The organism is Faecalibacterium sp. An77, assembly GCF_002161315.1.
Taxonomy (GTDB): domain Bacteria; phylum Bacillota; class Clostridia; order Oscillospirales; family Ruminococcaceae; genus Faecalibacterium.
This window is the reverse complement of the sequence record NZ_NFHK01000004.1, coordinates 1-22,690: the sequence shown is the minus strand read 5'-3', so window position 1 is coordinate 22,690 and position 22,690 is coordinate 1. Positions and strand designations below refer to the sequence as shown.

The following is a 22,690-nucleotide window of genomic DNA, read 5'->3' as shown; positions in this document are numbered from 1 at the left end:
TGTTATCTGTCCGCGGCTTTGCGGCGGCTGCGGGCGGTGGATGAGGGGAACACGCTCCCCTTTCGCCGGCATTCCTTGCGGTTGGACCCGGCTTGCACAATCTCCCTTTTCCCGTGCACGGCCGGACGGATTTGGGTTTTTCCTGGGTGTATCTGAGAAGTCATACGCGCCCCGTCACGCGCAGGGTTCCGCGGTGCGGCCCTGCCGGAGGTGACGGCGCCGAGAAGTTTTCCGCGATGCGCCGGAAAGGCTTTTTTGAAAAATGAAAAAGCAGGAAAGGATGTGTGCATCATGCGGACCGATCATCTGGCCGGTACCTCGATCCCCCGTTTCACCTACGACACCCCCTCGTCGCCGGGCAACGATTTTTTCGACCTGTGCGGCGGGGAAAAACCGCTGGTGATGATCTTTCTGCCCGCCTTTGACCACCCCATCACCCGGGCCTACATCACCCGCTACGTCCAGAGTCTGAAGGACCTGAAGGGGATCAAACTGGCCTGCGTGGTCCGCAGCAGCCCCCAGCACGTGGCCCAGACCCTGGAAGGGCGGGACCTGCCCTTCACCCTCATCTGCGACCGGCCCGGCGTGCTGTACAACTTCATGGGAGTGGAGACCGCCGGCCTGCTGAACTGGAGTTTTGAGGCCCAGCGGATTCTCCGCAGCGCCCAGGCCAAAAACCAGCCCTACGACCGCAAGGCGCCCCAGCTTCTCCCCCTGACCCTGGTGGTGGGCCCGGAAGGGGCCATCCTGTTCACCCACTACGGCCGCAACCTCACCGACATGCCGGGGGACTGCGGGGCCATCTACACCCTCTGCGACGAGGTCTGCGAGCTGACCCGCCGGGCCCAGGCCCAGGCGGCGGAGGAGGACAGTGCCCCCGCCAAGCCCAAGCCCAAAGCCAGCCCCCACTCGGACGAAACCCTCACCCTGCCCGATCTGGCCGGGGACCTGTCCGAGGAGGAGGACGCCATCGGCAAACTGTTCGACTAAACCAAAAGCGAGCCCCCTGACCCCAGGGAGCCCGCTTTCTTTTTGTCCGTTTATTCGCCGGCTTCCTCCCGCCGGAACCAGGCGTAAATTTCGGCGGCCAGCTTGTCCCCCACGCCGGGGGTCTGGGCCAGGGCCTCGGGTTCCGCGGCCCGCACCGCCCCCACGCTGCCGAACTGGTTCATGAGGGCCTTGGCCAGCTTGGGCCCCACTCCCGGAATCTGCACCAGGGTGGAGGAATAGCTCTTCTGGCGCATCTGCTGTTTGCGGTAGGCGTTGGCGAAGCGGTGGGTTTCGTCCTGAATGTTGGTGATGAAGGTGAAGGTGCCACGGTTCATGTTGATGGCGATTTCCTGGCCTTCCCCGTCCACAATGGCCCGGGTCCGGTGGTGGTTGTCCTTCACCATGCCATAGAGGGGCACATCCGCCAGCGGAGTCCCCAGCAGGGCCTCCTTGGCGGCGTTCACCTGGCCCCGGCCGCCGTCCATCAGCAGCAGGTCGGGCTTTTCGGCAAAGCCGGTGGTCTCCCCCGCCGCGGTGCGGGATACATACTCCCCTGCCCGCCGGGACACCGTCTCGGCCAGAGAGGCATAGTCGTCGGTGCCCGCCACCGTCCGCATCTTGAACCGGCGATAGTCGGCCTTGCTGGGCTTGCCGTCCCGAAAAACCACCATGCCGCAGACGCTGGTCCCGTCGCCCCAGTTGGAAATATCGTAGCTCTCGATCCGCTTGGGGGCCTCGGGCAGGCCCAGCACCTGGGCCAGCTCGTCCAGCAGTTTCTGTTCCCGGGCGGTGCGGCCCCGCTCCCGGGCCAGCCGCTCCACCGCATTGGTATGGGCCATCTCCACCAGCCGGGCCTTGTCGCCCCGCTGGGGTTCATACAGCTGCACCTCGCTGCCCCGCTTTTCGCTCAGGGCCTGGCGCAGGGCGTCGGCGTCCGCCGGCAGGGCGTCCACCGCAATGACCTTGGGGATTTCTTCGTCGTCCAGGTAGTACCGGGGCAGAAACTCCTCCCGGATTTCCTCCAGGTCCGACCGGTCGTGAAAGACAAACTCCCGCTTGTCGGTCAGCCGCCCCTGACGGTACCGCAGCACCGCCACACAGGCGCTGTCCGGCGTGCCGGCCAGGGCCACCACGTCCATCTCCAGGCTTTCATCCACCACCACTTTCTGGCCCTCGGTGACCTTGGTGATGGCGGCAATCTGATCCCGCAGCAGGGCCGCCGTCTCAAATTCCAGACGCTCGGAGGCCTCCTCCATCCGCCGGGTGAGGGTCTTGATGATGTCCTTTTTGCCGTAGCGGATCAGGTGGATGGCTCCCTTGACGGCCTGGTTGTAGTCCTCACAGCGGATTTTGCCGCTGCACACCCCCATGCACTTGCCGATATGGGCGTTGAGGCAGGGCCGCCCCTTCCCGATATCCTGGGGAAACCGCCGGTTGCACCGGGGCAGCAGAAAGGCGTCCATAGCGCTCTCGGCCATCTCCCGGGCCGCAAAGCTGGAAGTGTAGGGCCCGATATACTCCGCCCCGTCGTCGTCCTTCTGAAGGGCAAAGGAGAGGCGGGGCCACTCCTCTTTGGTGATCTTGACATAGGAGTAGCCCTTGCCGTCCTTGAGCAGGATGTTGTATTTGGGGGTGTGGGCCTTGATCTGGCTGGCCTCCAGCACCAGGGCTTCAAACTCGCTCTGGCAGACAATGACGTCAAAGCTGAAGGCGTGGGCGATCATCTGGGTGACCTTGTTGTCGTGGGGAACCCCTTCCCGGAAATACTGGCTGACCCGAATCCGCAGCCGCTTGGCCTTGCCGATATAGATGATCTCATCCGCCTTGTCCCGGATGATATACACCCCCGGCAGCAGCGGCAGCATACAGGCTTTCTGGTACAGCTCGGCCTTGGTCATGGTGTCACCTCTCCTGTGTCAAAAACCAAAAACAAAAAGGGCGGAACATCCGTCCGCCCCAACGTATACCCAATGTTCGCTGTGGTTATTCTGCGAAGCCAGACTCCACCAGCTTGATCAGCGCATCGACCGCAGCCTGCTCATCGGCGCCGTCCGCAATGATGCGGATGCTGGTGCCGCCCACGATGCCCAGAGAGAGCACGCCCAGCAGGCTCTTTGCATTCACACGGCGCTCTTCCTTCTCGACCCAGATTGAAGACTTAAACTCATTGGCCTTCTGGATGAAGAAGGTGGCGGGGCGTGCATGCAGACCGACCTGATTCTCAACGGTAACTTCTTTTACATACATAGTAAAACGCTCCTATCTATTGTCGTATTGGAATGGATGCAATGCATTACACCTGCTGTCTTGTATTATTGTATCGCAAGGGACGAACGTTGTACAGCCTTTTTTGCAATTTTGGCGGTTTTCCCAATCCGATCGGGGACATTTTTTGCAAATTGTACTTTTTTCCCAAAATAAATCCGTCTCTATTGGATGTGCATACAAAAGTTTTCAACACATCCAGGCCCTGCGGCCCCCGGGGTCAGGTTTCCTGGGGGGAATCGGGGGCGGTTTCGGCGGGGATTTCCGCCCCTGCGGGGGCCTCGGGGGCCGGAGAAACCGGCTTTTTCTTGCGGTGGCGGGAGGGCTTTTTGGGCAGCGGCGTGCCGTCCCAGCCGCCCGCCGCCAGATAGGCCTCCCACAGGTCGGGACGGCGCTCTTTGGTACGCTGGCGGCTCTGTTCGCCCCGCCAGTCGTCCACCGCCTTGTGGTTGCCGCTCAGGAGGATGGGGGGCACGGCACGGCCTTCCCACACCTCGGGGCGGGTGTACTGGGGATATTCCAGCAGGCCGTTCCAGTAGCTCTCCTCCTCATAGCCCTTCTGCTCGGCCAGCACCCCCGGCTGAAGCCGGAGGACGCTGTCCGCCACCACCAGGCTGGCCAGCTCGCCGCCGGTGAGGATATAGTCCCCGATGGACAGCTCCTCGTCGGCAAAGGCCTCGATGACCCGCTCGTCAATGCCCTCATAGTGGCCGCAGACCAGCAGCAGGCTGTCGTACTGGGCCAGGCGGCGGGCGTGTTCCTCGGTGTACCGGGGGCCGCCGGCCGTCATAAACACAATATGGGGCGCGGGGCGGCCCTGTTCGGCCACCTGGCGCTGAATTTCCCGGATGCAGTCGGCGATGGGCTGGGCATAGAGCACCATGCCGCAGCCGCCCCCGTAGGGGTAGTCGTCGGTCTGCTTCTGGCGGTTAAGGGTGTAGTCCCGAATCTGGTGGCAGTGGGTCTCGATATACCCTCTGCGGGCGGCCCGGCCCAGGATGCTCTCATCCAGCACCCGCTGGCACATCTCCGGGAACAGGGTCGCAATGTCCACACGCATCCCCATGGTCAGTCCTCCCGCTCGCTTGCGGCGCCGTCATCCAGCAGGCCGGGAATGGGCGTCACGGTGATATAGCCCTCGGGCGGGTTCCGCTCTTTCAAAAAGGCGTCCACCCCGGGGAACATATATTCCTTCCCGTTGGGGGCCTTGACGGTATAGATATCCTGGGGGCCGGGGCGGTCCACGCTGGTCACCACGCCGTAGACCTTGCCGGTGTCGGCGTCCCGCACTTCGCAGCCGATGAGGTCGGCCACATACCAGCGGCCGGGGGCCAGATGGACGTCGTTGCGGTCAAAATAGAGGGCCTGGCCCCGCAGGGCGCGGGCGGCGTCCATGTCGTCCACCCCGGCGAACTTCACCAGGGCCATCTGGCCCTGGGGGCGGATGCTCTCAAGTTCCAGGCTGCGGCCCCCTGCCGGGGACAGATACAGCCGGGGGGCCGGGCGGAGGAAGTCCACCCCGTCGCACCACAGCTCCATCTTGACCTCGCCCCTGACGCCATGGGTGGTGACCACCCGGCCGGCTTCCAGATACTGCTGCATAGCTTCTCCTTTTATCACAATGAAAAAGAGCCATCCGACCAAAGCGGCGGACGGCCCAGAAAGCGGTTCAGTCGATCTCGACAAGGATCTTTTCATCAACCCGCACGGCGGCGGCGCGCATGACCACGCGAATGGCCTTGGCGATGCGGCCCTGCTTGCCGATGACACGGCCCATGTCGCCCTCTGCCACGCTCAGGTGGTAGACGACGGTGCCGTCCTCACGCGGGGGGTCCACCGTTACGGTGACGGCGTCCTTGTCCTCCACGAGGCCGCGGGCTACAGTCAGCAACAGCTCCTGCATGTGACCGCCCTCCGCTTACAGAATCTCTGACTTCTTGAGCAGGTAACGGACGGTGTCGGTGGGCTGGGCGCCGTTGGCGATCCAAGCCTTGGCCTTCTCAGCGTCGATCTTGATGACGGCGGGGTCACGCATGGGATCGTAGGTGCCGATCTCCTCGATGAAACGGCCGTCGCGGGGGAAGCGGCTGTCAGCCACAACCACACGATAGAAGGGAGCCTTCTTAGCGCCCATGCGGCGCAGACGAATCTTAACTGCCATGATACATTTCCTCCTGAAATGGAATTTGTTCGCCCGGTGGGGCGGTTTGTTTCTATGCCAAAACCATCCCGCCGGAGCGGTTGGATTTGTACCTTAAAAATTTCTCAGCCGCGCAGGCCGCCCAGCATGCCGCCCAGCTTCCGCGCAAAGCCCTTGGGGCTCTTGCGCATCTGCTTCATCAGCTTCTGCATCATCTCGTACTGGCGCAGCAGGCGGTTGACGTCCTCGACGCGGGTACCGCTGCCGGCCGCGATGCGGCGCTTGCGCTTGGGGTTGATGATGGAGGGCTTTTCCCGCTCCTCCTTGGTCATGGAGTAGATGATGGCCTCGATCTGGGCGAAGGCCTTTTCATCCACCTGGCCGGCATCCAGATTGGCGCCGCCGGGCAGCATGCTCAGCATGGCGGATGCGCCGCCCATCTTGCGGATCTGGGCGAACTGGGCCAGCAGGTCGTTCATGTCGAACTTGTTCTCCATCATCCGGCGGGCGGTTTCCTCGGCCAGCTTCTCATCGGCGGCCTCCTGGGCCTTTTCGATGAGGCTGAGCACGTCGCCCATGCCCAGGATGCGGCTGGCCATCCGGGACGGATGGAAGGGCTCCAGGTCGTCCAGCTTTTCGCCGGTGCCCTGGAACTTGATGGGCTTGCCGGTGACGGCCAGCACCGACAGGGCTGCGCCGCCGCGGGTATCGCCGTCGGTCTTGGTCAGGATGATGCCGTCCACCCCCACCTTCTCATTGAAGGTCTGGGCCACGTTCACCGCGTCCTGGCCGGCCATGGCATCCACCACCAGCAGGGTCTCGTCCACAGGCACAGCCTGCTTGATCTGGACCAGCTCCTCCATCAGGACCTCGTCGATCTGCAGACGGCCGGCGGTATCCAGGATCACAATATCGTTGCCGTAGTCCCGGGCGTGAGCCAGGGCCTTGCGGGCAATCTCGGGGGGCTTGGCGCCGTCCAGGGTGAACACCTGGGCGCCGGCCTGCTCGCCCACCACCTTCAACTGGTCGATGGCGGCGGGACGGTAGATATCGCAGGCCACCAGCAGCGGACGCCGGCCCTGCTTGAGATAATATTTCGCCAGCTTGGCGGCGTGGGTGGTTTTGCCGTTGCCCTGCAGGCCGCAGAGCATCAGGACGGTCTGGCCCTTGTTCTTGATGACCAGGCGGGGGGCTTCCTCGCCGCCCATCAGGTTGGTCAGCTCTTCGTTGACGATCTTGACCACCTGTTGGGCCGGGGTCAGGCTTTCCATGACCTCCTGGCCCATGGCCCGCTCTGCCACCTTGTTGCAGAAGTCCTTGGCCACCTTATAGTTGACGTCGGCCTCCAGCAGAGCCATGCGGACCTCCCGCATGGCGGCCTTGATGTCGGCCTCGGTCAGTTTGCCGTGGCCCTTCAGCTTTTTGAACACGCCGGCCAGGCGGTCGGTCAGGGATTCAAATGCCATGTTGGGCAGTCCTTTCTATCAGAAATTCCGCGCGCCGCCCGGTCAGCTCTCGTTGACCTCGTCGATGGAGCGCAGCATGGAGAGGATTTTATTCAAAACTTTCAGGTACTCGCTGCTGGTCAGCCGGGCGTGGGGTCCCGTGCACTCAAACCGTGCATCGATGACCAGCTGTTCCAGCTCTTCCAGCGTCTGCTGCACCCTGCGGTACCGGGCCGCGAACCCCACCTTGCTTTCCATCTCCAGCAGGGTGTTTTCACCGTGTTTGATGGCGTCCCGGGCACCCTGACGGGTGATCCCGAAGTTCTCCCCGATTTCGCTCAGGGACAAGTCATCGTGATAGTACTGGTACAGCATTTCGCGCTGTTTCTCGGTGAGGACCTCACCGTAGAAGTCCAGCAGGTAGCCCATCTCCAGATTTTTCGCCACCGCTCTCCCTCCAGCGCTTTTGTAAAGGCATTTTGCTTTACGGACGCATCTGATTATACCAGACTTGGCCCGCCCTGTCAACAAAATGCGGTCAACTTTTTTGTGAAATAAGGAGAATTTTTCCGCAGGGCCGCCGGAATGCCATGTATACTTGACGTTCCGGCGGCTTTGCGATACGATAACAGAAAAGCGCGAAAGGAGGCGCACCCATGACCCTCTACCCCAACATCTACCGCACCCTTGCCCCCGGGCCCATGGTGGAGCTGCGGGGCTATGCCTCATCCTGCGGCCTGCCGGGCAGGCTGTACGCCTGCCTGGACTACGGCGGCCCCACCGGCACCGCCCGGGACGGCCTGGCGGAAGGGATGCTGGCGCTGGCGGCCCAGCGGCAGGTGCTGGCCCCCGGCCAGACCCTGATCGAAGCGGGCAGCGGCGCCTTTGCGGCGGCCCTGACTCTGGCGGGCCGCACCAGCGGGCACCCGGTCTGTCTGGCCATGCCCGACAACACCCCCGCCGCCCGCCAGGAACTTCTGTCGGGGCTGGGGGCGCAGCTGCTCTTTTCCCCCGCCCGGGAAGGCCCCGCCGGAGCCCGGGCCCTGGCGGCCGGCTGGGCCCAAAAGCGGGACTGGTACTACACCGACTGGCTGGCCTGCGACGACAACCCCGAATACCACCGCCGGGTCACCGGCCCCGCCATTGTGGAGGCCATCGCCCGGGAGGGCAGCAGCCTGGTGGATGCGGTGTTCATCGGGGTGGGCAGCGGCGGCACCATCACCGGCGTGGGAGAATGCGTCAAGGCCTGGACCAACGACGTCCAGATGGTGGCGGTGGAGCCCTACGAATGCCAGGCCCTGGGGGGCGGGCTGCTGGGACCCCACGGCATCCCCGACATCGGCTACGGCCTTATCCCCGAGAACTACAACCCCTATGTGGTGGACAAGATTGCCGCCATCTCCAGCGCCGACGCCGCCCGGGCAGCCCGCACCGTCCTTTTGACCGACGCGGTGCCGGCATCGGTCAGCGGGGGCGCAGCCCTGGCCGCGGCGGCCCGGTTCCTGGCCGAGGGGCGCAGCCGGTCTGCCCTCTGCCTCATCCCGGGCCGGGCCAGCCTCCTGTAACCTTTTCCTATTCCAATCAGAAAGAAGCGTTGTTTTTTCATGACACAAAACATGACCAGCGGGCCCATCACCCCGCAGCTGGTACGATTCACCGTCCCCCTGGTGCTGGGCAACCTGTTTCAGCTCACCTACAACGCCGCCGACAGCGTGATTGTGGGCCGGCTGGTGGGCGAGGACGCCCTGGCCGCCGTGGGCACCTCCAATCCCCTCATGACCCTGGCCATCCTGTTCATCAACGGGATGTGCCTGGGCGCCGGCATTCTGGTCAGCACCGCCTTCGGCGCCGGGGATTACGGCCGGCTGGAAAAACAGGTCTCCACCACCGCCATTGCGGGCGGCGTCTTCTCCCTGGCCTTTTCCCTGCTGTGCATCCTGCTGGCCACCCCTCTGCTGCAGCTGATGCAGGTCCCCGCCGAGGTGCTGCCCATCGCCTCCAGCTATCTGCGGGTGGTGTTCGCCGGACTGATCTTCACCTTTTTCTATAACTTCCTGGCCGCCACCCTGCGGGCGCTGGGAGACAGCCAGAGCGCCCTCTATTTCCTGATGCTGAGCGCCGTCCTGAACATCTTTGGGGATCTGTTCTGCATTGCGGTCATGGGCTGGGGGGTGGAGGGCGCCGCCCTCTCCACCGTGGCCAGCGAGGCGCTGTGCTGTCTGTGCTGCGCCGTCTACATTCAGATCCGGGTGCCGGTGCTCCGGCTGGGGAAAAAGTGGCTGGTGTTTGAGCCCTCTCTCCTGCGCCAGACCGTCTCCTATGGCTGGACCACCGCCATGCAGCAGGGCACCGTTCAGCTGGGCAAGCTGGCGGTGCAGGCGGTGGTGAACACCATGGGCGTCAGCGCCATGGCGGCCTTTACGGCGGCCAGCCGGGTGGACGACTTCGCCTACACCCCCCAGCAGAACATCGGCCACGCCATGACCACCCTGATGGCCCAGAACCGGGGCGCCGGCAACAGCGACCGGGTGCGGAAAGGCTTTCTGGCCGGGATGCGGGTCGAGGCGGTGTACGGCCTGCTGATTATGGCGGTCTGCTTTTTCGGGGCCGACCCCATCATCCGGCTCTTTGCGGATGACCCCGAGGTGGTGGACCTGGGCGTGCGGTTCCTGCGGCTGGTGTCCCTGTTCTACCTGTTCCCCTCCGCCACCAACGGCATCCAGGGCGGATTCCGGGGCATCGGCAAGCTGCAGATCACCTTCAACAGCAGCCTGCTGAACATGGGCGGCCGGGTGGCCGCCGCGGCCCTGCTGGTGCTGGTGTTCCATATGGACATCGAGGCCCTGCCCTGGAGCTACGGGGTGGGCTGGGTGTGCATGCTGATCTACGAGCTGCCCCTGCTGTTCCGCCTGATGAAAAACAAAGAATTCTGACCCCACTGCATCAAAAAGCGGCCCCTGCCCAAACGGACAGGGACCGCTTTTTTGATTCTTTACAGAAACGCTTACTGCTTCTGCTGAGCGTGGCTGGCCAGCAGAGCCTCGATCTTGCGGATGGGGTCTGCAATGGCGGAAACCGAGATGTCGTGGTTCAGAGCCAGGACGAAGTAAGCCGCATACTTCGACACATCCACATCCAGGTACCAGTCGCGCTGGAGCAGCTCGGGCTTGCGGTAGGTCAGGTTGGTGCCCACCATGAAGTCCAGGACGCCCTCCTCCACGGCGGCGTCAAACTTGCCCAGGCCGGAGGTGAACAGGGGGAAGGTGGCGTCTGCAATGATGCGGGCAGCGCCGCGCTTCTTCAGCTCGCGGGCCACTTCCAGCATGCTGTCGCCCGAGGCCACGATGTCGTCGGCCACAAAGACGGTCTTGCCTTCCACCGACTCACCCAGGTACTCGTGAGCCACGATGGGGTTGCGGCCATTGACCACGGTGGTGTAGTCGCGGCGCTTGTAGAACATGCCCAGGTTGCAGCCCAGAACGCTGGAGAAGTACATGTTCCGGCTCATGGCGCCCTCGTCGGGGCTGACCACCATGAAGTCGTTCTTGTCGAAGGACAGGTCCGGCATCTTCCGCAGCAGGCTCTTGAGAACCTGGTAGGTGGGCATGGCGTTGTCAAAGCTCAGCAGGGGGACGGCGTTCTGGACGCGGGGGTCGTGTGCATCAAAGGTGATGATGTTCTTGACGCCCATGTTCTGCAGCTCCTGCAGAGCCACAGCGCAGTCGAGGCTCTCGCGAACCTCGCGGCGGTGCTGACGGCCGCCGTACAGGCTGGGCATAATGACCGACACACGGTGTGCCTTGCCTGCCACAGCCTGGATCAGACGCTTCAGGTTGGAGAAGTGATCGTCCGGGGACATATGGTTCTCGTACCCGAACAGTTTATAAGTGACGCTGTAGTTGCCGGGGTCCACCACGATGAAGATATCATCGCCCCGCACCGAATCCTTGACCATGCCCTTGGCGTCGCCGCTCTGGAAACGGGGGCACTCGCAGGGAATGATAAAGCTCTTGGGCTCTGTCTCTCCGCTCTCCGCAGCCCACCGCATCAGGTGGCGGTCAATCAGGTTGGTCAGCTCTTCCGCACCGGGGCAGCACAGCAGACGCAGGTCTGCAACGCTGCCGCCCTGAGCAAAGATATCTTTGGCTTCGATCACATTGGACATTGTTTACGGCTCCTTTAATTCCTCTTTACCAGTGTTATGCCTATTTCATACGAAAAAGGATCATGCCGTCTTCATTTTATCACATTTTAGCCGTCCCGCCAGCAGGATTTACAAAATTCTGCGCCTTGCACAGCAGTTATCCTAAAATCAGCCCTGCTCTATCATTTATTGACAAAATCCTGCGTCCGATTTTAAGTCAACTTATTCTTACAAGCCAGCCAGAGCCTCTTTCAGAGCGGCGGCGCGGTCGGTGTCCTCCCAGCGGACGCCCAGGTCCTCACGGCCCATGTGACCGTAAGCGGCCAGCTTGCGGTAGATGGGCTTGCGCAGATCCAGATCCCGGATGATGGCGGCGGGGGTCAGGTCAAAGACCTTTTCCACCGCAGCTTCGATCTTGTCGTCCGAAACGATGCCGGTGCCGAAGGTATCCACCATGATGGAAACCGGCTTGGCCACGCCGATGGCGTAGGCCAGCTGCACCTCGCAGCGGCGTGCCAGACCGGCAGCCACCACGTTCTTGGCCACCCAGCGGGCGGCGTAGGCAGCGCTGCGGTCCACCTTGCTGGGGTCCTTGCCCGAGAAGGCGCCGCCGCCGTGGCGGGCATAGCCGCCGTAGGTGTCCACAATGATCTTGCGGCCGGTCAGGCCGCTGTCACCCTGGGGACCGCCGATGACAAAGCGGCCGGTGGGGTTGATGAAATACTTGGTCTGCTCGTCCAGCAGCTCGGCGGGGATGACGGCACGGATCACCTTCTCCATCACGTCGGCCCGCAGGGCGTCCATGGACACGTCTTCCCGGTGCTGGGTGGAGATGACCACCGTGTCCACGCGGACAGGGCGGTCGCCCTCATATTCCACCGTCACCTGGCTCTTGCCGTCGGGACGCAGGTAGTCCATCTCGCCGCTCTTGCGCACTTCGGTCAGGCGGCGGGCCAGCTTGTGAGCCAGGCTGATGGGCAGAGGCATCAGCTCGGGGGTCTCGTCGCAGGCGTAGCCGAACATCATGCCCTGGTCGCCGGCGCCGCCCACCTCGTCGTTGGTGCCCAGCGCAATGTCGGGGCTCTGGCCGTCGATGTTGGAGATGACGGCGCAGGTGTCGGCGTCAAAGCCGTACTTGGCGCGGGTGTAGCCGATGTCGGCCACCACCTCGCGGACCAGCTTCTGGAAATCCACATAGCAGCTGGTGGTGATCTCGCCCATGATGTGGACCAGGCCGGTGGACACGCAGGTCTCGCAGGCCACGCGGGCGTCGGGGTCCTGGGTCAGGATCTCATCCAGAATGGCGTCCGAAATCTGGTCGCAGATTTTGTCGGGATGCCCTTCGGTGACCGACTCGGATGTGAAAAGATGTCTTGCCATAAAATCTTGCCTCCTGTACAATCAAACATTCCTGTATCTTCAAACGTTTCAACCAAAAAGACACCCGGAACCCGAAGGCTCCGAGTGTCTCACTCTTATCTTCCGGTTTCCCGCAGGATTTGGCACCTTACGCACACGCGCAGGTTGTCGGGCTTCACAGGGCCTGTCCCCTCAGCCGCTCTTGATAAGCACGGTATTCATTTTGTTGCAGGGGATATTGTAGCATTCCTTCGTCAGATTGTCAAGAAGGTAGTCAGACTTTTTATACAGTCTGCCAACATTGCTCAGTACCCCTTGGCCTCCTCGCCCTTGATGAGCTTGATGGCGCGGCTGGTGCCCAGCCGGTCGGCGCCCAGGGCCAGGAATTTCTCCATGTCCTCCACGGTGGAGATGCCGCCGGCGGCCTTGACCTTGCAGCGGCCGGCCACCCCTTCCACCATCAGGGCCACATCCTCAAAGGTGGCGCCGGCGGTGGAGAAGCCGGTGCTGGTCTTGATATAGTCGGCGCCGGCCTCGCAGACGATGTCGCACATCTTCCGCTTTTCGTCGTCGGTCAGCAGGCAGGTCTCAATGATGACCTTCAGCACCTTGTCCCCCACAGCCTCCTTGACGGCACGGATGTCCTCCCGGACGGCGTCGTACTCGCCGTTCTTCAGGCGGCCGATGTTGATGACCATATCCACTTCCGAAGCGCCGTTGGCGATGGCGGTGCGGGCCTCAAAGGCCTTGGATGCGGTGTCCATGGCGCCCAGAGGGAAGCCCACCACACAGCAGACCTTGCAGCGGCCGGCCATGTAGTCGGCAGCCTGCTTCACATAGCAGGTGTTGATGCAGACCGATGCGCAGCCATACTCGATGGCCTCGTCACACAGGGCCTGAATCTGGGGCCAGGTGGCCTCGGGCTTGAGGAGCGTGTGGTCCACGTGGGACAGAATTTCCTTGCGATCCATTGCAGATCCTCCGTTTATGATGTAAAAAACCGGCAAGGCCAGGCGGGGCCGCAGGGCCGGGCGCCCGGCTTGCCGGAACGTTCCGGGAGAAGCCGCGCCTTGGTGCGGTCCTCCTGATCCCCTGCCCGACGGCAGGGTGTGGGGCAGCCTGGATGCGCCGGGGCGCTCAGTGCTGCTTTTTGGCTTTCTTCACCAGGCCGATGCCCACGCCGCTCAGGGCGATGGCGGTCACCGAAGCCACGGCGCCGATGATTCCCAGCACCAGGCCGGAAACCAGAAAACCAAAGCCTTTCAATCCGTGCACCATATTCGTTTACCTCCGTTGGATGGTTCCCGGGGACAGCCCCGGGGATTCTATGTTGCCGCTGCCGGTCCCGCGGGCTCAGGCCCGCTTTTTGAAGATCAGCAGCTTGCTGAACAGATAGTTCAGCACGATGACCAGCACATTGGAAAACGCCTTGACCCCCAGCCCCCAGAGGGCGAGGGCTCCGGCAGGGTCCAGCCAGCGGCCCAGCACAGCCAGCACCAGCCCCTGGCCCGGGGCGGCCAGCCAGTTGCCGCCCACAATCATGATGACAGCGTCCAGCACCATGGTGCCCAGACGGCAGGCCATAAACCGGCCGAACTCCACCGCGGCGTCCCGGCCACGGGTCCGGCTGGCAAAGACAAACCGCCGGTTGGTCCCGTAGGCAAAGAGGATGCAGAGAATATTGTCCAGCACATTGCCCCAGCTGTTGGCCGCGGCATAGCCGAACAGGGCCTGAAACAGCCCGTACAGCACCATATTCAGCAGGGTGGTCAGCACGCCGAACACCAGATACCGCAGCGCCTCGCCGTGGGCACGGGCCGCGGCCAGAATCTTTTTCACAGCAGCCATACCGTCCCAACCTGTCCTGTGCCCGGCCGGGCCGGACACAGCTTTTTCACAAAAGCCCCAGTTACCAAAAACACCCCGCCGCCTTGAACCGGCAACGGGGTAGTTTTTTCACAGTGTCAGAAAAGGCAGATTACTGCTCGTCTTCCTTCAGCAGAGCCTTCATGGACAGGCTGATGCGCTTCTTGTCGAAGTCGACATCCAGCAGCTTGACGTCCACCATGTCGCCGACCTTCAGCACATCGGAGACCTTCTCCACGCGATCATTGCTGATCTCGCTGATGTGGACCAGGCCGTCCACGCCGGGCAGGATGCGGACAAAGGCGCCGAACTTGGTCAGAGACACAACCGGAGCGTGGAAGGTGCTGCCCACGGGGTAGTTGTTGCGCAGCTGCTCCCAGGGGTTGTCCTCGCTCTTCTTGTAGCCCAGAGAAACCTTGTGGTTCTCCTGGTCGATATCCTTCACATACACCTCGATGGAGTCGCCCACGCTGACGACCTCGGAGGGATGCTTGATGCGGTTCCAGCTCAGCTCGCTGATGTGGCACAGGCCGTCAACACCGCCGATATCGACGAAGGCGCCGTAAGAGGTCAGGCTCTTGACCACGCCGGTGTAGGTCTTGCCGATCTCGACGCTGGCCCAGAACTCCTCGCGGCGGGCCTTGTTCTCCTCAGCGGTGACCTTGTTGATGCTGCCCACGATCTTGCGGCCGGAGCACTCGGTAACGACCAGGCGGACGTGCTTGCCCACCAGAGCGGTGTAGTCCTCGTCACGGCGCATGGTGGCCTGAGAGCGGGGCACAAAGACCTTCACGCCCTTGACGTTGACCACAACGCCGCCCTTGTTGTACTCGGTGACGTCGCCCTCGACGACCTCGCCGGACTCAGCAGCCTTGGCGATCTCTTCCATGCCCTTGCGCGAGGCAAGCTTCTTGCGGGAGAGCTGGATGACGCCATCCTGATCCATAACCTTCTCGACGATGAGGTCCAGCTCATCGCCAACCTTGACCAGGTCCTCGACCTTTGCGGAGGAGTCGTCGGTCAGCTCGCTCAGACGGACAAAACCGGTCTGCTTTGCGCCGATGTCGACCTGGATCTCGTTGGCGGAAATGCTGGTCACGACTCCTTTCACAATACTGCCTGCATGAACACGTTTTTCCTCGGATGCGTTCAGCATCTCCTCGAAGCTCATGCTGTCATTGATTTCTGTCATACTGTTAAGTACCTCCTCAATAATAGACGATGGCGTTGAAGCCCCTGCTGTCACGCCCGCCGTCCTCACATCTGCAAACCACTCGGGCTGAAGCTCGCTTGCTGTTTCAACCGTAACGGCCCGCGTATGTTTTGCGGCGACTGCGACTAGCTTCTGGGTATTAGAAGAATGATGACCGCCAATCACGACCACAAGGTCGCACTGACGGCTGAGGTCTTCCGCTTCCTGTTGCCTCGCCCACGTCGCATTACATATTGTATCAAAAATTTCGGCGTTTGTATAGGCTTTTTTCAGAAACTCCGAACATTCTTCCCATTTTGTTGCTTGAAATGTGGTCTGAGCAACCACAAACATCCGTTTTTCGGGATTTTCAGGGCCTTTCCAGCTCTTCAATTCGGCCAAATCTGCAAAGACGAAAGACTCCCCACGGGTATGCCCGACGATTCCCTGGACCTCCGGGTGGGTCCGGTCGCCGGCCACAGCCAGGCAGACCCCCTCCTGTTCGGCCCGCCGGGCGATGGCGTGGATCTTGGCGACAAAGGGGCAGGTGGCGTCCTGCCAGGACACGCCCAGGGCTGTCAGTTCATCGTAGACGCTCTGGGGCACCCCGTGGCTGCGGATGACCACCTGGTATCCCGGGGGCACATCCCCGGGGGCCTGGACCACCTTGGCGCCCCGGCGCTCCAGGTCCGCCACCACCTGGGGATTGTGGATCAGGGGGCCCAGGGTGGCCACCTTTTCTCCTGCATCCAGCAGGCGGCAGGTCAGCTGGACGGCCCGGTCCACTCCAAAGCAGAAGCCGGCCGTCTTAGCCAAACGTATTTCCATAGCGCGGTTCCTCCGGACATAATGTCAGTATGCGCACTGCGGGTGAATTTATGCAGAGGCAGCGCCATCAAATCCATACCGCTGGCCTAGGTCAATCCAGGCGTCGGTCAGGGCCTGCTTGTTGGCCCGCAGGGTCTTGATGTCGCGGCGGCTCTCCATGGCGAACTGGGCGGCCGGCATGGGCTCCCCAAAGACCACCCGCACCCGGCAGAACAGACGCATGTGTCCGTCGGGGGTGCCGTACAGCACCCGGCAGGGGATCACGTCGGTGCCGGCTCCCGCCGCCACCACAAACATTCCGCTCTTGGGCTGGATCAGCTTGCCCTCTTTTTCGCGGGTTCCCTCGGGGAACAGCAGCAGGCCGCGGCCCTTTTTGCACTCTTCAATGGTGTTCTGGAGGGTTTCCATCTCGTCCTTGGTGCCGCGGACCATCACACATCCGCACTGTTTGAGGAACCAGGTGACCACCGGGTTGATCTCAAACAGTTCCTTTTTGCCAAAGACCACCATCCGCTTGCCCCAGAACCGGGCAATGGCGACGAACACCGGGTCGATGGCCGAGATATGGGTGGGCGCCAGGATGAAGCCGGCCGACTGGATTTTTTTCAGGTTTTCCCGTCCGATCACCTGGATGCGGAACAGGAGATGAAAAATCACCCATGCCCCCGACAGAAGGATAGGATACAGCATCACATTTCCCCCACACGCTCTTTGATGATTTGTTTCATGGCGTCCAGGCTCTGGGCCAGGTCCATGTCCGAGGTGTCCAGCAGGACGGCGTCCTCGGCCTGGCGCAGGGGCGCCGCGGCGCGGCTGCCGTCCTGTTCGTCCCGGCGCTTGACGTCGGCCAGCACTTCCTCAAAGCTCTCGCTGCGGCCGGCCTGCTGGTATTCCAGCCAGCGGCGGCGTGCCCGGGCCTCGGGGCTGGCGGTCAGGAAGATCTTGACGGTGGCGTTGGGCAGGATCACCGTGCCGATGTCCCGGCCGTCCATCAGGATGTTCCCGGTCTTGGCCATATTGCGCTGGAGATCCAGCAGGAAGGCCCGCACTGTGGGATTCGCACCCACAGCCGAGGCGGCCATCCCCACCTGTTCGGTGCGGATCAGGCCGCTGACGTCCTCGTCATTCAAATAAATATGCTGTTCGCCGTCCAGCACAGCCAGACGCAGCTGAATTTCGGGCAGCAGCCGGTTGACCGCCGCCTGGTCGGCAGGGTCCTGCCCGGCCCGCAGGGCGTACAGCCCCACCGACCGGTACATGGCGCCGGTGTCCACATAAATATATCCCAGGTCCCGGGCCAGCTGCCGGGCCAGGGTGGATTTGCCCGCCCCAGCAGGACCGTCGATCGCAACCGATATCATACTTCTATATTCTCCTTCCGGCAGGCGGAACATTCCCGCCGCCTGAAACTTTTTTCGTTTTTACCCCAGGACCACAGCCGTGCCGCTGGCTGTGACCATCAGCATCCCATTGTCGGTGCCCAGGACCTCATAGTCGATGTCCACCCCCACAATGGCGTTGGCGCCCATGGCGGACGCCCGCTCCTGCATTTCGGCCAGAGCGTTCTGGCGGGCCTGGATCAGCTCGTCTTCATAGCTGCCCGACCGGCCGCCCAAAAAGTTGGTGAAGGATGCAGCGATATCCCGGATGAAGTTGACGCCCGAGATCACCTCGCCGCAGACAATCCCCTTGTATTCCACAATCCGCATTCCCTCCACGGACGGTGTCGTCGTAATAATCATAGGTTGTTACCTCCTTTATGTCAAAGCGCCTCAGTCCAGGTTGGCCGCGAAGGCCTGCCCGGTGCAGAAGGCGATTTGCAGGTTGTACCCGCCGGTGTAGGCGTCCACGTCCAGCACTTCCCCCGCGAAATAGAGGTTCGCGGCTTTTTTGCTCTCCATGGTGCGGGGGTCCACCTCCCGCACCGATACGCCTCCCGACGTGATGACCGCGTGGGCCAAATCGCCCCGCTGGTCCACCGAAACGGTCCAGTGCTTGCACAGACGCACCAGTTCCCGCTTCTGTTCCCGGGTGATCTGGTTGGCCCGGGTGGCGGGGTCGATGCCCCACCGCTCCACCATCACCGGCTGCATGCTGGCCGGCAGCAGCTTCACCAGGGCCCCCTGGGCCGCGTGGTTGGCCAGCAGGGCAAAGTCCCGGGTGATGCGGTCATACAGCTGCTCCTCGCTGAGAGCAGGCTTCAAGTCAATTTCCACATGATAGCGGTGTTTTTTCATATTCCCCAGATGGCTGGATGCGCTAAGGGTCAAGGGCCCGCTGATGCCGAAATGGGTGAACAGCATCTCGCCCTGTTCGCTGAAAATGGCCTTGTTGTCCTCAAAAAGGGTGAGCTTCACGTTTTTGAGGGCCAGGCCCATCATCTTTTTGCAGTCTGGGTCCCGGGAGACCAGGCTCACCAGGCTGGGTACTGGTTCCACAATGGTGTGGCCCGCCTGACGGGCCAGCCGGTAGCCGTCACCGGTGGAACCGGTGACCGGGTAACTCATGCCGCCGGTGGCCACCAGGACACAGTCCGCCCGGTAGCTCTTGCCCGAAGTTCCCTTGACCCCCAGACAGCGGCAGACGGGGCCCTTCTTGGGCTTTTTGCCGTCGGCGGAGGGAGCGGGCGGGTCCAGAGGTTCCAGCAGCAGGGCCTCGGCCCCGTCGTGGAGGATCTTTGCCCCCGCAGCATAGTCCAGCAGGGCCTGCCGCACCTCGGCGGCCTTGTCCGACACCGGGAACACCCGGCGTCCCCGCTCCACCTTGAGGGCGACCCCCAGGCTCTCAAACAATTCCATGGTTTTGGCGGGCGGGAAGGCATAGAGGGAGGAATACAAAAACCGCCCGTTGGTGCGCACATGGCGCAGAAATTCCTCCTCGTCGCAGTCGTTGGTGAGGTTGCACCGGCCCTTGCCGGTGACCAGAATTTTCTGTCCCGGCTTGTCGGTGTGCTCCAGCACCGTCACGCTGTGCCCCCGCCGTGCAGCGGCGCCGGCGGCCATCAGGCCCGCCGCGCCCGCCCCCACGATCAGAACTTCTGCCATGGATGAACGCCCCTTTTTCGTCAGATTCCGTACTTTTTAATAATACCAGAATCGGGCCGCAAAAGCAATCGCGAAAAAAAGGAGCGGCAGGACGCCGCAGCGCCTGCCGTTCCATGATGCTGTCAGCTGCCGATCAGCTTGACAGGGTCCAGATATTTGTCTCCATCCAGCACTTCCAGATGGATATGGGATTCCAGGGCGCTCTCGCCGGCGATGGTGCCGGCCTGGCCCAGCTTCTGGCCGGAGGTGACGGCGTCGCCCTGCCGGACGGCGGCGTCCTCCAGGGCCGAGATCCGCCACAGACGGCCCTCGGCGTCACGGATGGAGGCCACCACGCCCCAGTTGCCCTCTGCGGTCAGGCTCTCGACGGTGCCGGCCACCGGGGCCAGCACGTCCTCCCCTGCCTTGCAGGCGTAGTCGGTGCCGTTGTGGGTGCGCCAGTCGCCCAGGGTCTCGTTATAGACCAGCTCGTCCCCGCTCCAGACGGCGAGCACCTGACCAGAGACAGGCCGCGTATAGCCCGAGCCGGCTGATGCGCTGGCAATGGGCGATTCGGTTTGCAGCTCGGAAGGTTCGGACACCGAACCAGATCCAGACGACGCACCAGAGGATGCGCCAGACGAGCTGGATTCGGGCACGTCGGCCACCGACTGGGCCGCGCTGGTGGATTCCTGTTCCCATAGCTGTTCCTCCGTGTCCTGTTGGATTTCGGGGTCGATGCCGGGGAAGGTCTCCTCCCCGGTGATGCTCTGGCTGGGGTTTTTGCCCAGATCCTCGGCCATCTGATCCCGGACCGTCCGCACGGCCCACACGCCGACGGCTGCAGCCGCCGCCACGCAGGCCAGCAGGGCCAGCACAAAGCCCTTGCCCCGCAGAAAATTCCTGATATGCTCCATCGTTTGATTCTCCTTCGGTTGAAACCTGTGTACGGGTGTTGCCCTTAGTTTGAGACACTTCCCGCCCGAATATTCACCCAAAGGCCAACTTTCCGGGGATAAAATGCGGCCAGCCCCAAGTCAGGAAAACGGGCGGAAATGGCAGGCGGCGTTGGTGGACATTTTCCACACCCTCTTTTATAATGGTGCAAAAAAGGAGGCGAGCGCCATGCGTTTAGGAAACAATCTCTTCAAAGCCCGGAAAAAGAGCGGCCTGTCCCAGGAGGACGTGGCCGCCAAACTGGGGGTCAGCCGCCAGACCATCTCCAAGTGGGAGCTGGACGAGACGCTGCCCGACATCCGCCAGGCCAAAAAGCTGGCGGTGCTGTATCATATGACCCTGGACGAGCTGATCGAGCTGGACCCCGACGTGCAGGAAATCCAGCAGGCCATCGACAGCATCAGCGAGGAGAAGCAGCAGAAAGTGAACTGGACCGCCGTCTGGGGCAAAAAGTACCCGGTTCTGAACACCTACCAGGAGACGGTGGACGTGGCGGACTATGCCGCCCGGCTGCATCAGCTGCTGGACAGCCTCCAGGAGCGATACGGCTACAACCAGCTGGACGCCATGCTGGTGCTGAAAGACATTCTGGGCCACACCTGGAACAAGAAATAAACCAAAACCCCTGCCGTCCGTCCCGGAAAGCAGGGGTTTTTCCTTATAAAAGCAGCTCTCAGCCTCTCCACAGATAGAGGACGAACCAGACCACCGCGCTGAGAATCCAGCAGGCGGCGGCGAACAGATAGATTTTGCTGCCGCTCATCCGGTAGCGGCTGACGCCGCTGGTGGCCAGAAACACCGAGAACAGAACGATCAGGTTGTAACCCGTGCGGCCCTTCAAAAATACTTCCAGCAGCAGCATCACCACATAGGCCGCCGACATTCCCACAAAGCCCACCAGGGCGGACCTGGACGCAATCTCCCGGTCCCGCTCGTCGCCGTTGCGGTTTTCCTGACGGCTTTTGGCCAAAATTTCTTCTTTGTCCATTGGATCTCCTCCCCTCAGGTACGACAAGTTTTATTTGCACATTCAGGATAGCACAGACAAGTTTACTTGTCAATAGATTCTGCAAAGTTTTCTTTGCGCCGAATTGACAGCGGCCTCCGCCTGTGCTACACTGACAGAAACGAGAGGAGGAGCCTATGGTTTTTCTCACCACCCAGCGCCTGGTTCTCCGCAATGTTGCGCCGGAGGATGCAGACACCATGTACGATTACCGCAACAACGAACTTTGCGCCCGCTACCAGCGGGGCCAGGTCCGGGACCGGGAGGGCATTGCCGCCCTGGTGGAGCGCCGGCGCAGCGATGTGCTTGGCCTGGAACAGCCTGCCCTGCTGGCAGTGGCCCTGCGGGACACCGGCGAAATGATCGGGGAAATTGTGGTGATGCCCCAGGACGGGGCCATCTCTCTGGGCTATACCTTTTCCTACCGGCACCACCGGCGGGGCTATGCCTATGAGGCCCTGTCCGCCCTGCTGGAGCTTCTGCACAACCGCTTCCCCGAACAGGAGTTCATCTGCTTCACCGAGGCGGAAAATCTGCCCAGCAGGGCCCTTCTGCGCAAACTGGGGTATCAGGATTTGGGCTACGCACCCAAAATCCAGTCCCAGATCTTCGGCAAGTGGCTCACCCCGCAGTCCGAAGCCGAACTGCGTCAGGCCACCGATCCCGCCCGCTGAACCCCCTGCATCCCCTGTGCGAAAAAGGCACAGGGGCTTTTTTCGCCCCAAAATGTAAAAACATCTTGACATTTCCTCCCGGTCTGCTATACTGAAAATGTAAAGAGTATTTGACATTCCAGAGGAGGTATCTGCCATGAAGAAAATGGATGAAATGGACCGCAGTATCCAGCTTCAGGCCGAGGAGCTGGCCTATAAGGTGGTGTTGGGCGCTCTGGCCGGGTCCACCTGTGCCAACTGGGCCAACGCTGTTTTGTACAAAATGCCGCCCGACCTGGTGCCGGGGCTGATCCTCTGCCTGGCGGTGTGCGTCCAGGGAATTTCGCAGATTTTGTTCAAACAGGAAATGGTTCGCGGGGATGAGGAATCCCCGGAGCCCAACCGGGCCGCCCAGGTTCTGGGGGCAGCCGCCGCGCTGGGAGCCTTTGTGCTGGCGGCGGGCGTCCTGCTGCTGCGGGTGTAAACGGCCATGCGGAACAACGTCAAACAGCTGCGCAAGCAGGCAGGCCTCCGGCAGGAAGATCTGGCCCAGATGCTGGGGGTCAGCCGGCAGACCATCATCGCCATCGAGAACAACAAGTACGACCCCACCCTGGCCCTGGCCATGAAACTGGCCCGACTGCTGGGACTCCATGTGGACGAAGTCTTTTTCCTGGACGAATAAGCAAACATCCCCCGCACCTGAACAGGTCCGTAAAAAGTAGACAATAGACAAAAAACCTCCCCGTGTAGGATAATAGAACTACACGAGGAGGTTTTGCTATGCCCAGAAAATACACGAAAATAAATCAATATGAGAAA

At 62.1% G+C, this 22,690-nt stretch carries 27 protein-coding genes and 1 riboswitch; of the genes, 7 read left to right on the top strand and 20 right to left on the bottom strand.

Features of this window, described 5'->3' with window-relative positions; genetic code table 11:
- Window positions 1–291: 291 nt before the first annotated feature.
- Window positions 292–990 carry a redoxin domain-containing protein gene (locus tag B5G28_RS02670; RefSeq protein ID WP_087246269.1) on the top strand — a complete coding sequence of 233 codons (699 nt, stop codon included), beginning with the start codon at window positions 292–294 and terminating at the stop codon, window positions 988–990.
- 50 nt (window positions 991–1,040) lie between these two features.
- Here the strand turns inward: B5G28_RS02670 and uvrC are convergent, their stop codons facing one another.
- The 8 genes from uvrC to B5G28_RS02630 form a co-directional block, all read right to left on the bottom strand.
- Window positions 1,041–2,888 carry an excinuclease ABC subunit UvrC gene (gene uvrC, locus B5G28_RS02665; RefSeq protein ID WP_087246187.1) on the bottom strand — a complete coding sequence of 616 codons (1,848 nt, stop codon included), beginning with the start codon at window positions 2,886–2,888 and terminating at the stop codon, window positions 1,041–1,043.
- Between the two features lie 85 nt (window positions 2,889–2,973).
- Window positions 2,974–3,237 (bottom strand): HPr family phosphocarrier protein, encoded by a 264-nt coding sequence (locus tag B5G28_RS02660; RefSeq protein ID WP_087246186.1) that lies wholly within the window; start codon window positions 3,235–3,237, stop codon window positions 2,974–2,976.
- A gap of 238 nt (window positions 3,238–3,475) precedes the next feature.
- Window positions 3,476–4,321 (bottom strand): tRNA (guanosine(37)-N1)-methyltransferase TrmD, encoded by an 846-nt coding sequence (gene trmD / locus B5G28_RS02655; protein WP_242956858.1) that lies wholly within the window; start codon window positions 4,319–4,321, stop codon window positions 3,476–3,478.
- Between the two features lie 2 nt (window positions 4,322–4,323).
- Window positions 4,324–4,857: a ribosome maturation factor RimM gene (rimM, locus tag B5G28_RS02650; RefSeq protein ID WP_087246185.1), complete on the bottom strand. Its 534-nt coding sequence runs from the start codon at window positions 4,855–4,857 to the stop codon at window positions 4,324–4,326.
- A gap of 67 nt (window positions 4,858–4,924) precedes the next feature.
- A complete protein-coding gene (locus B5G28_RS02645; protein ID WP_087246184.1) occupies window positions 4,925–5,158 on the bottom strand; it encodes a KH domain-containing protein in 234 nt (77 codons plus the stop codon).
- Window positions 5,159–5,173: 15 nt separating this feature from the next.
- Window positions 5,174–5,416, bottom strand: coding sequence for a 30S ribosomal protein S16 (gene rpsP / locus B5G28_RS02640; protein WP_087246182.1), 243 nt, complete (start codon window positions 5,414–5,416; stop codon window positions 5,174–5,176).
- 104 nt (window positions 5,417–5,520) lie between these two features.
- Window positions 5,521–6,861, bottom strand: a complete 1,341-nt coding sequence (ffh, locus tag B5G28_RS02635) for a signal recognition particle protein (RefSeq protein ID WP_087246180.1) — start codon at window positions 6,859–6,861, stop codon at window positions 5,521–5,523.
- Between the two features lie 42 nt (window positions 6,862–6,903).
- Complete coding sequence (locus B5G28_RS02630; RefSeq protein WP_242967444.1) at window positions 6,904–7,287, bottom strand: sigma factor-like helix-turn-helix DNA-binding protein; 384 nt, start codon at window positions 7,285–7,287, stop codon at window positions 6,904–6,906.
- Between the two features lie 209 nt (window positions 7,288–7,496).
- Here B5G28_RS02630 and B5G28_RS02625 point away from each other — a divergent pair, with 209 nt between their 5' ends.
- Together B5G28_RS02625 and B5G28_RS02620 are read left to right on the top strand one after the other, a co-directional pair.
- Window positions 7,497–8,405 carry a pyridoxal-phosphate dependent enzyme gene (locus B5G28_RS02625; protein ID WP_087246178.1) on the top strand — a complete coding sequence of 303 codons (909 nt, stop codon included), beginning with the start codon at window positions 7,497–7,499 and terminating at the stop codon, window positions 8,403–8,405.
- A gap of 39 nt (window positions 8,406–8,444) precedes the next feature.
- Window positions 8,445–9,773 (top strand): MATE family efflux transporter, encoded by a 1,329-nt coding sequence (locus B5G28_RS02620; protein WP_087246176.1) that lies wholly within the window; start codon window positions 8,445–8,447, stop codon window positions 9,771–9,773.
- 71 nt (window positions 9,774–9,844) lie between these two features.
- On the opposite strand, the gene B5G28_RS02615 is transcribed toward B5G28_RS02620, so the two are convergent.
- From B5G28_RS02615 to B5G28_RS02570, 11 genes are all read right to left on the bottom strand, one after another.
- Entirely contained in the window at window positions 9,845–11,005 is a 1,161-nt protein-coding gene (locus B5G28_RS02615) for a ribose-phosphate pyrophosphokinase (RefSeq protein ID WP_087246174.1), read from the bottom strand.
- A gap of 207 nt (window positions 11,006–11,212) precedes the next feature.
- Window positions 11,213–12,364, bottom strand: a complete 1,152-nt coding sequence (gene metK / locus B5G28_RS02610) for a methionine adenosyltransferase (protein WP_087246172.1) — start codon at window positions 12,362–12,364, stop codon at window positions 11,213–11,215.
- A 92-nt stretch (window positions 12,365–12,456) separates the two neighbouring features.
- A riboswitch (SAM riboswitch) is annotated at window positions 12,457–12,555 on the bottom strand.
- A gap of 93 nt (window positions 12,556–12,648) precedes the next feature.
- Entirely contained in the window at window positions 12,649–13,314 is a 666-nt protein-coding gene (gene deoC, locus B5G28_RS02605; RefSeq protein ID WP_087246170.1) for a deoxyribose-phosphate aldolase, read from the bottom strand.
- 166 nt (window positions 13,315–13,480) lie between these two features.
- The gene (locus B5G28_RS14780) at window positions 13,481–13,621 is read right to left on the bottom strand and encodes a hypothetical protein (RefSeq protein WP_164488778.1); all 141 of its coding nucleotides are present in this window, start codon (window positions 13,619–13,621) and stop codon (window positions 13,481–13,483) included.
- A 75-nt stretch (window positions 13,622–13,696) separates the two neighbouring features.
- Window positions 13,697–14,191, bottom strand: a complete 495-nt coding sequence (locus B5G28_RS02600; RefSeq protein ID WP_242967443.1) for a GtrA family protein — start codon at window positions 14,189–14,191, stop codon at window positions 13,697–13,699.
- Window positions 14,192–14,321: 130 nt separating this feature from the next.
- The gene (locus B5G28_RS02595) at window positions 14,322–16,229 is read right to left on the bottom strand and encodes a bifunctional 4-hydroxy-3-methylbut-2-enyl diphosphate reductase/30S ribosomal protein S1 (RefSeq protein ID WP_087246168.1); all 1,908 of its coding nucleotides are present in this window, start codon (window positions 16,227–16,229) and stop codon (window positions 14,322–14,324) included.
- 48 nt (window positions 16,230–16,277) lie between these two features.
- Entirely contained in the window at window positions 16,278–16,919 is a 642-nt protein-coding gene (locus B5G28_RS02590) for a lysophospholipid acyltransferase family protein (RefSeq protein ID WP_242956853.1), read from the bottom strand.
- Window positions 16,919–17,590 carry a (d)CMP kinase gene (gene cmk / locus B5G28_RS02585; protein ID WP_087246164.1) on the bottom strand — a complete coding sequence of 224 codons (672 nt, stop codon included), beginning with the start codon at window positions 17,588–17,590 and terminating at the stop codon, window positions 16,919–16,921. Before cmk ends, B5G28_RS02590 begins: the two co-directional genes overlap by 1 nt.
- Window positions 17,591–17,650: 60 nt before the next feature.
- Window positions 17,651–17,971 (bottom strand): putative heavy metal-binding protein, encoded by a 321-nt coding sequence (locus B5G28_RS02580; protein ID WP_087246162.1) that lies wholly within the window; start codon window positions 17,969–17,971, stop codon window positions 17,651–17,653.
- A gap of 30 nt (window positions 17,972–18,001) precedes the next feature.
- On the bottom strand, window positions 18,002–19,273 hold the full coding sequence (locus B5G28_RS02575; protein WP_087246160.1) for an NAD(P)/FAD-dependent oxidoreductase: 1,272 nt from the start codon (window positions 19,271–19,273) through the stop codon (window positions 18,002–18,004).
- A gap of 122 nt (window positions 19,274–19,395) precedes the next feature.
- A complete protein-coding gene (locus B5G28_RS02570) occupies window positions 19,396–20,169 on the bottom strand; it encodes a M23 family metallopeptidase (RefSeq protein WP_087246158.1) in 774 nt (257 codons plus the stop codon).
- A 208-nt stretch (window positions 20,170–20,377) separates the two neighbouring features.
- Between B5G28_RS02570 and B5G28_RS02565 the strand changes: the two genes are divergently transcribed.
- Window positions 20,378–20,824, top strand: a complete 447-nt coding sequence (locus tag B5G28_RS02565) for a helix-turn-helix transcriptional regulator (RefSeq protein ID WP_087246156.1) — start codon at window positions 20,378–20,380, stop codon at window positions 20,822–20,824.
- A 58-nt stretch (window positions 20,825–20,882) separates the two neighbouring features.
- On the opposite strand, the gene B5G28_RS02560 is transcribed toward B5G28_RS02565, so the two are convergent.
- Entirely contained in the window at window positions 20,883–21,197 is a 315-nt protein-coding gene (locus B5G28_RS02560; RefSeq protein WP_087246154.1) for a DUF6442 family protein, read from the bottom strand.
- Between the two features lie 155 nt (window positions 21,198–21,352).
- Here B5G28_RS02560 and B5G28_RS02555 point away from each other — a divergent pair, with 155 nt between their 5' ends.
- From B5G28_RS02555 to B5G28_RS02545, 3 genes are all read left to right on the top strand, one after another.
- Window positions 21,353–21,889 carry a GNAT family N-acetyltransferase gene (locus B5G28_RS02555; protein ID WP_087246153.1) on the top strand — a complete coding sequence of 179 codons (537 nt, stop codon included), beginning with the start codon at window positions 21,353–21,355 and terminating at the stop codon, window positions 21,887–21,889.
- Window positions 21,890–22,025: 136 nt separating this feature from the next.
- Complete coding sequence (locus B5G28_RS02550; RefSeq protein ID WP_087246151.1) at window positions 22,026–22,352, top strand: hypothetical protein; 327 nt, start codon at window positions 22,026–22,028, stop codon at window positions 22,350–22,352.
- A 6-nt stretch (window positions 22,353–22,358) separates the two neighbouring features.
- On the top strand, window positions 22,359–22,553 hold the full coding sequence (locus B5G28_RS02545) for a helix-turn-helix transcriptional regulator (RefSeq protein ID WP_087246149.1): 195 nt from the start codon (window positions 22,359–22,361) through the stop codon (window positions 22,551–22,553).
- Window positions 22,554–22,690: the final 137 nt, after the last annotated feature.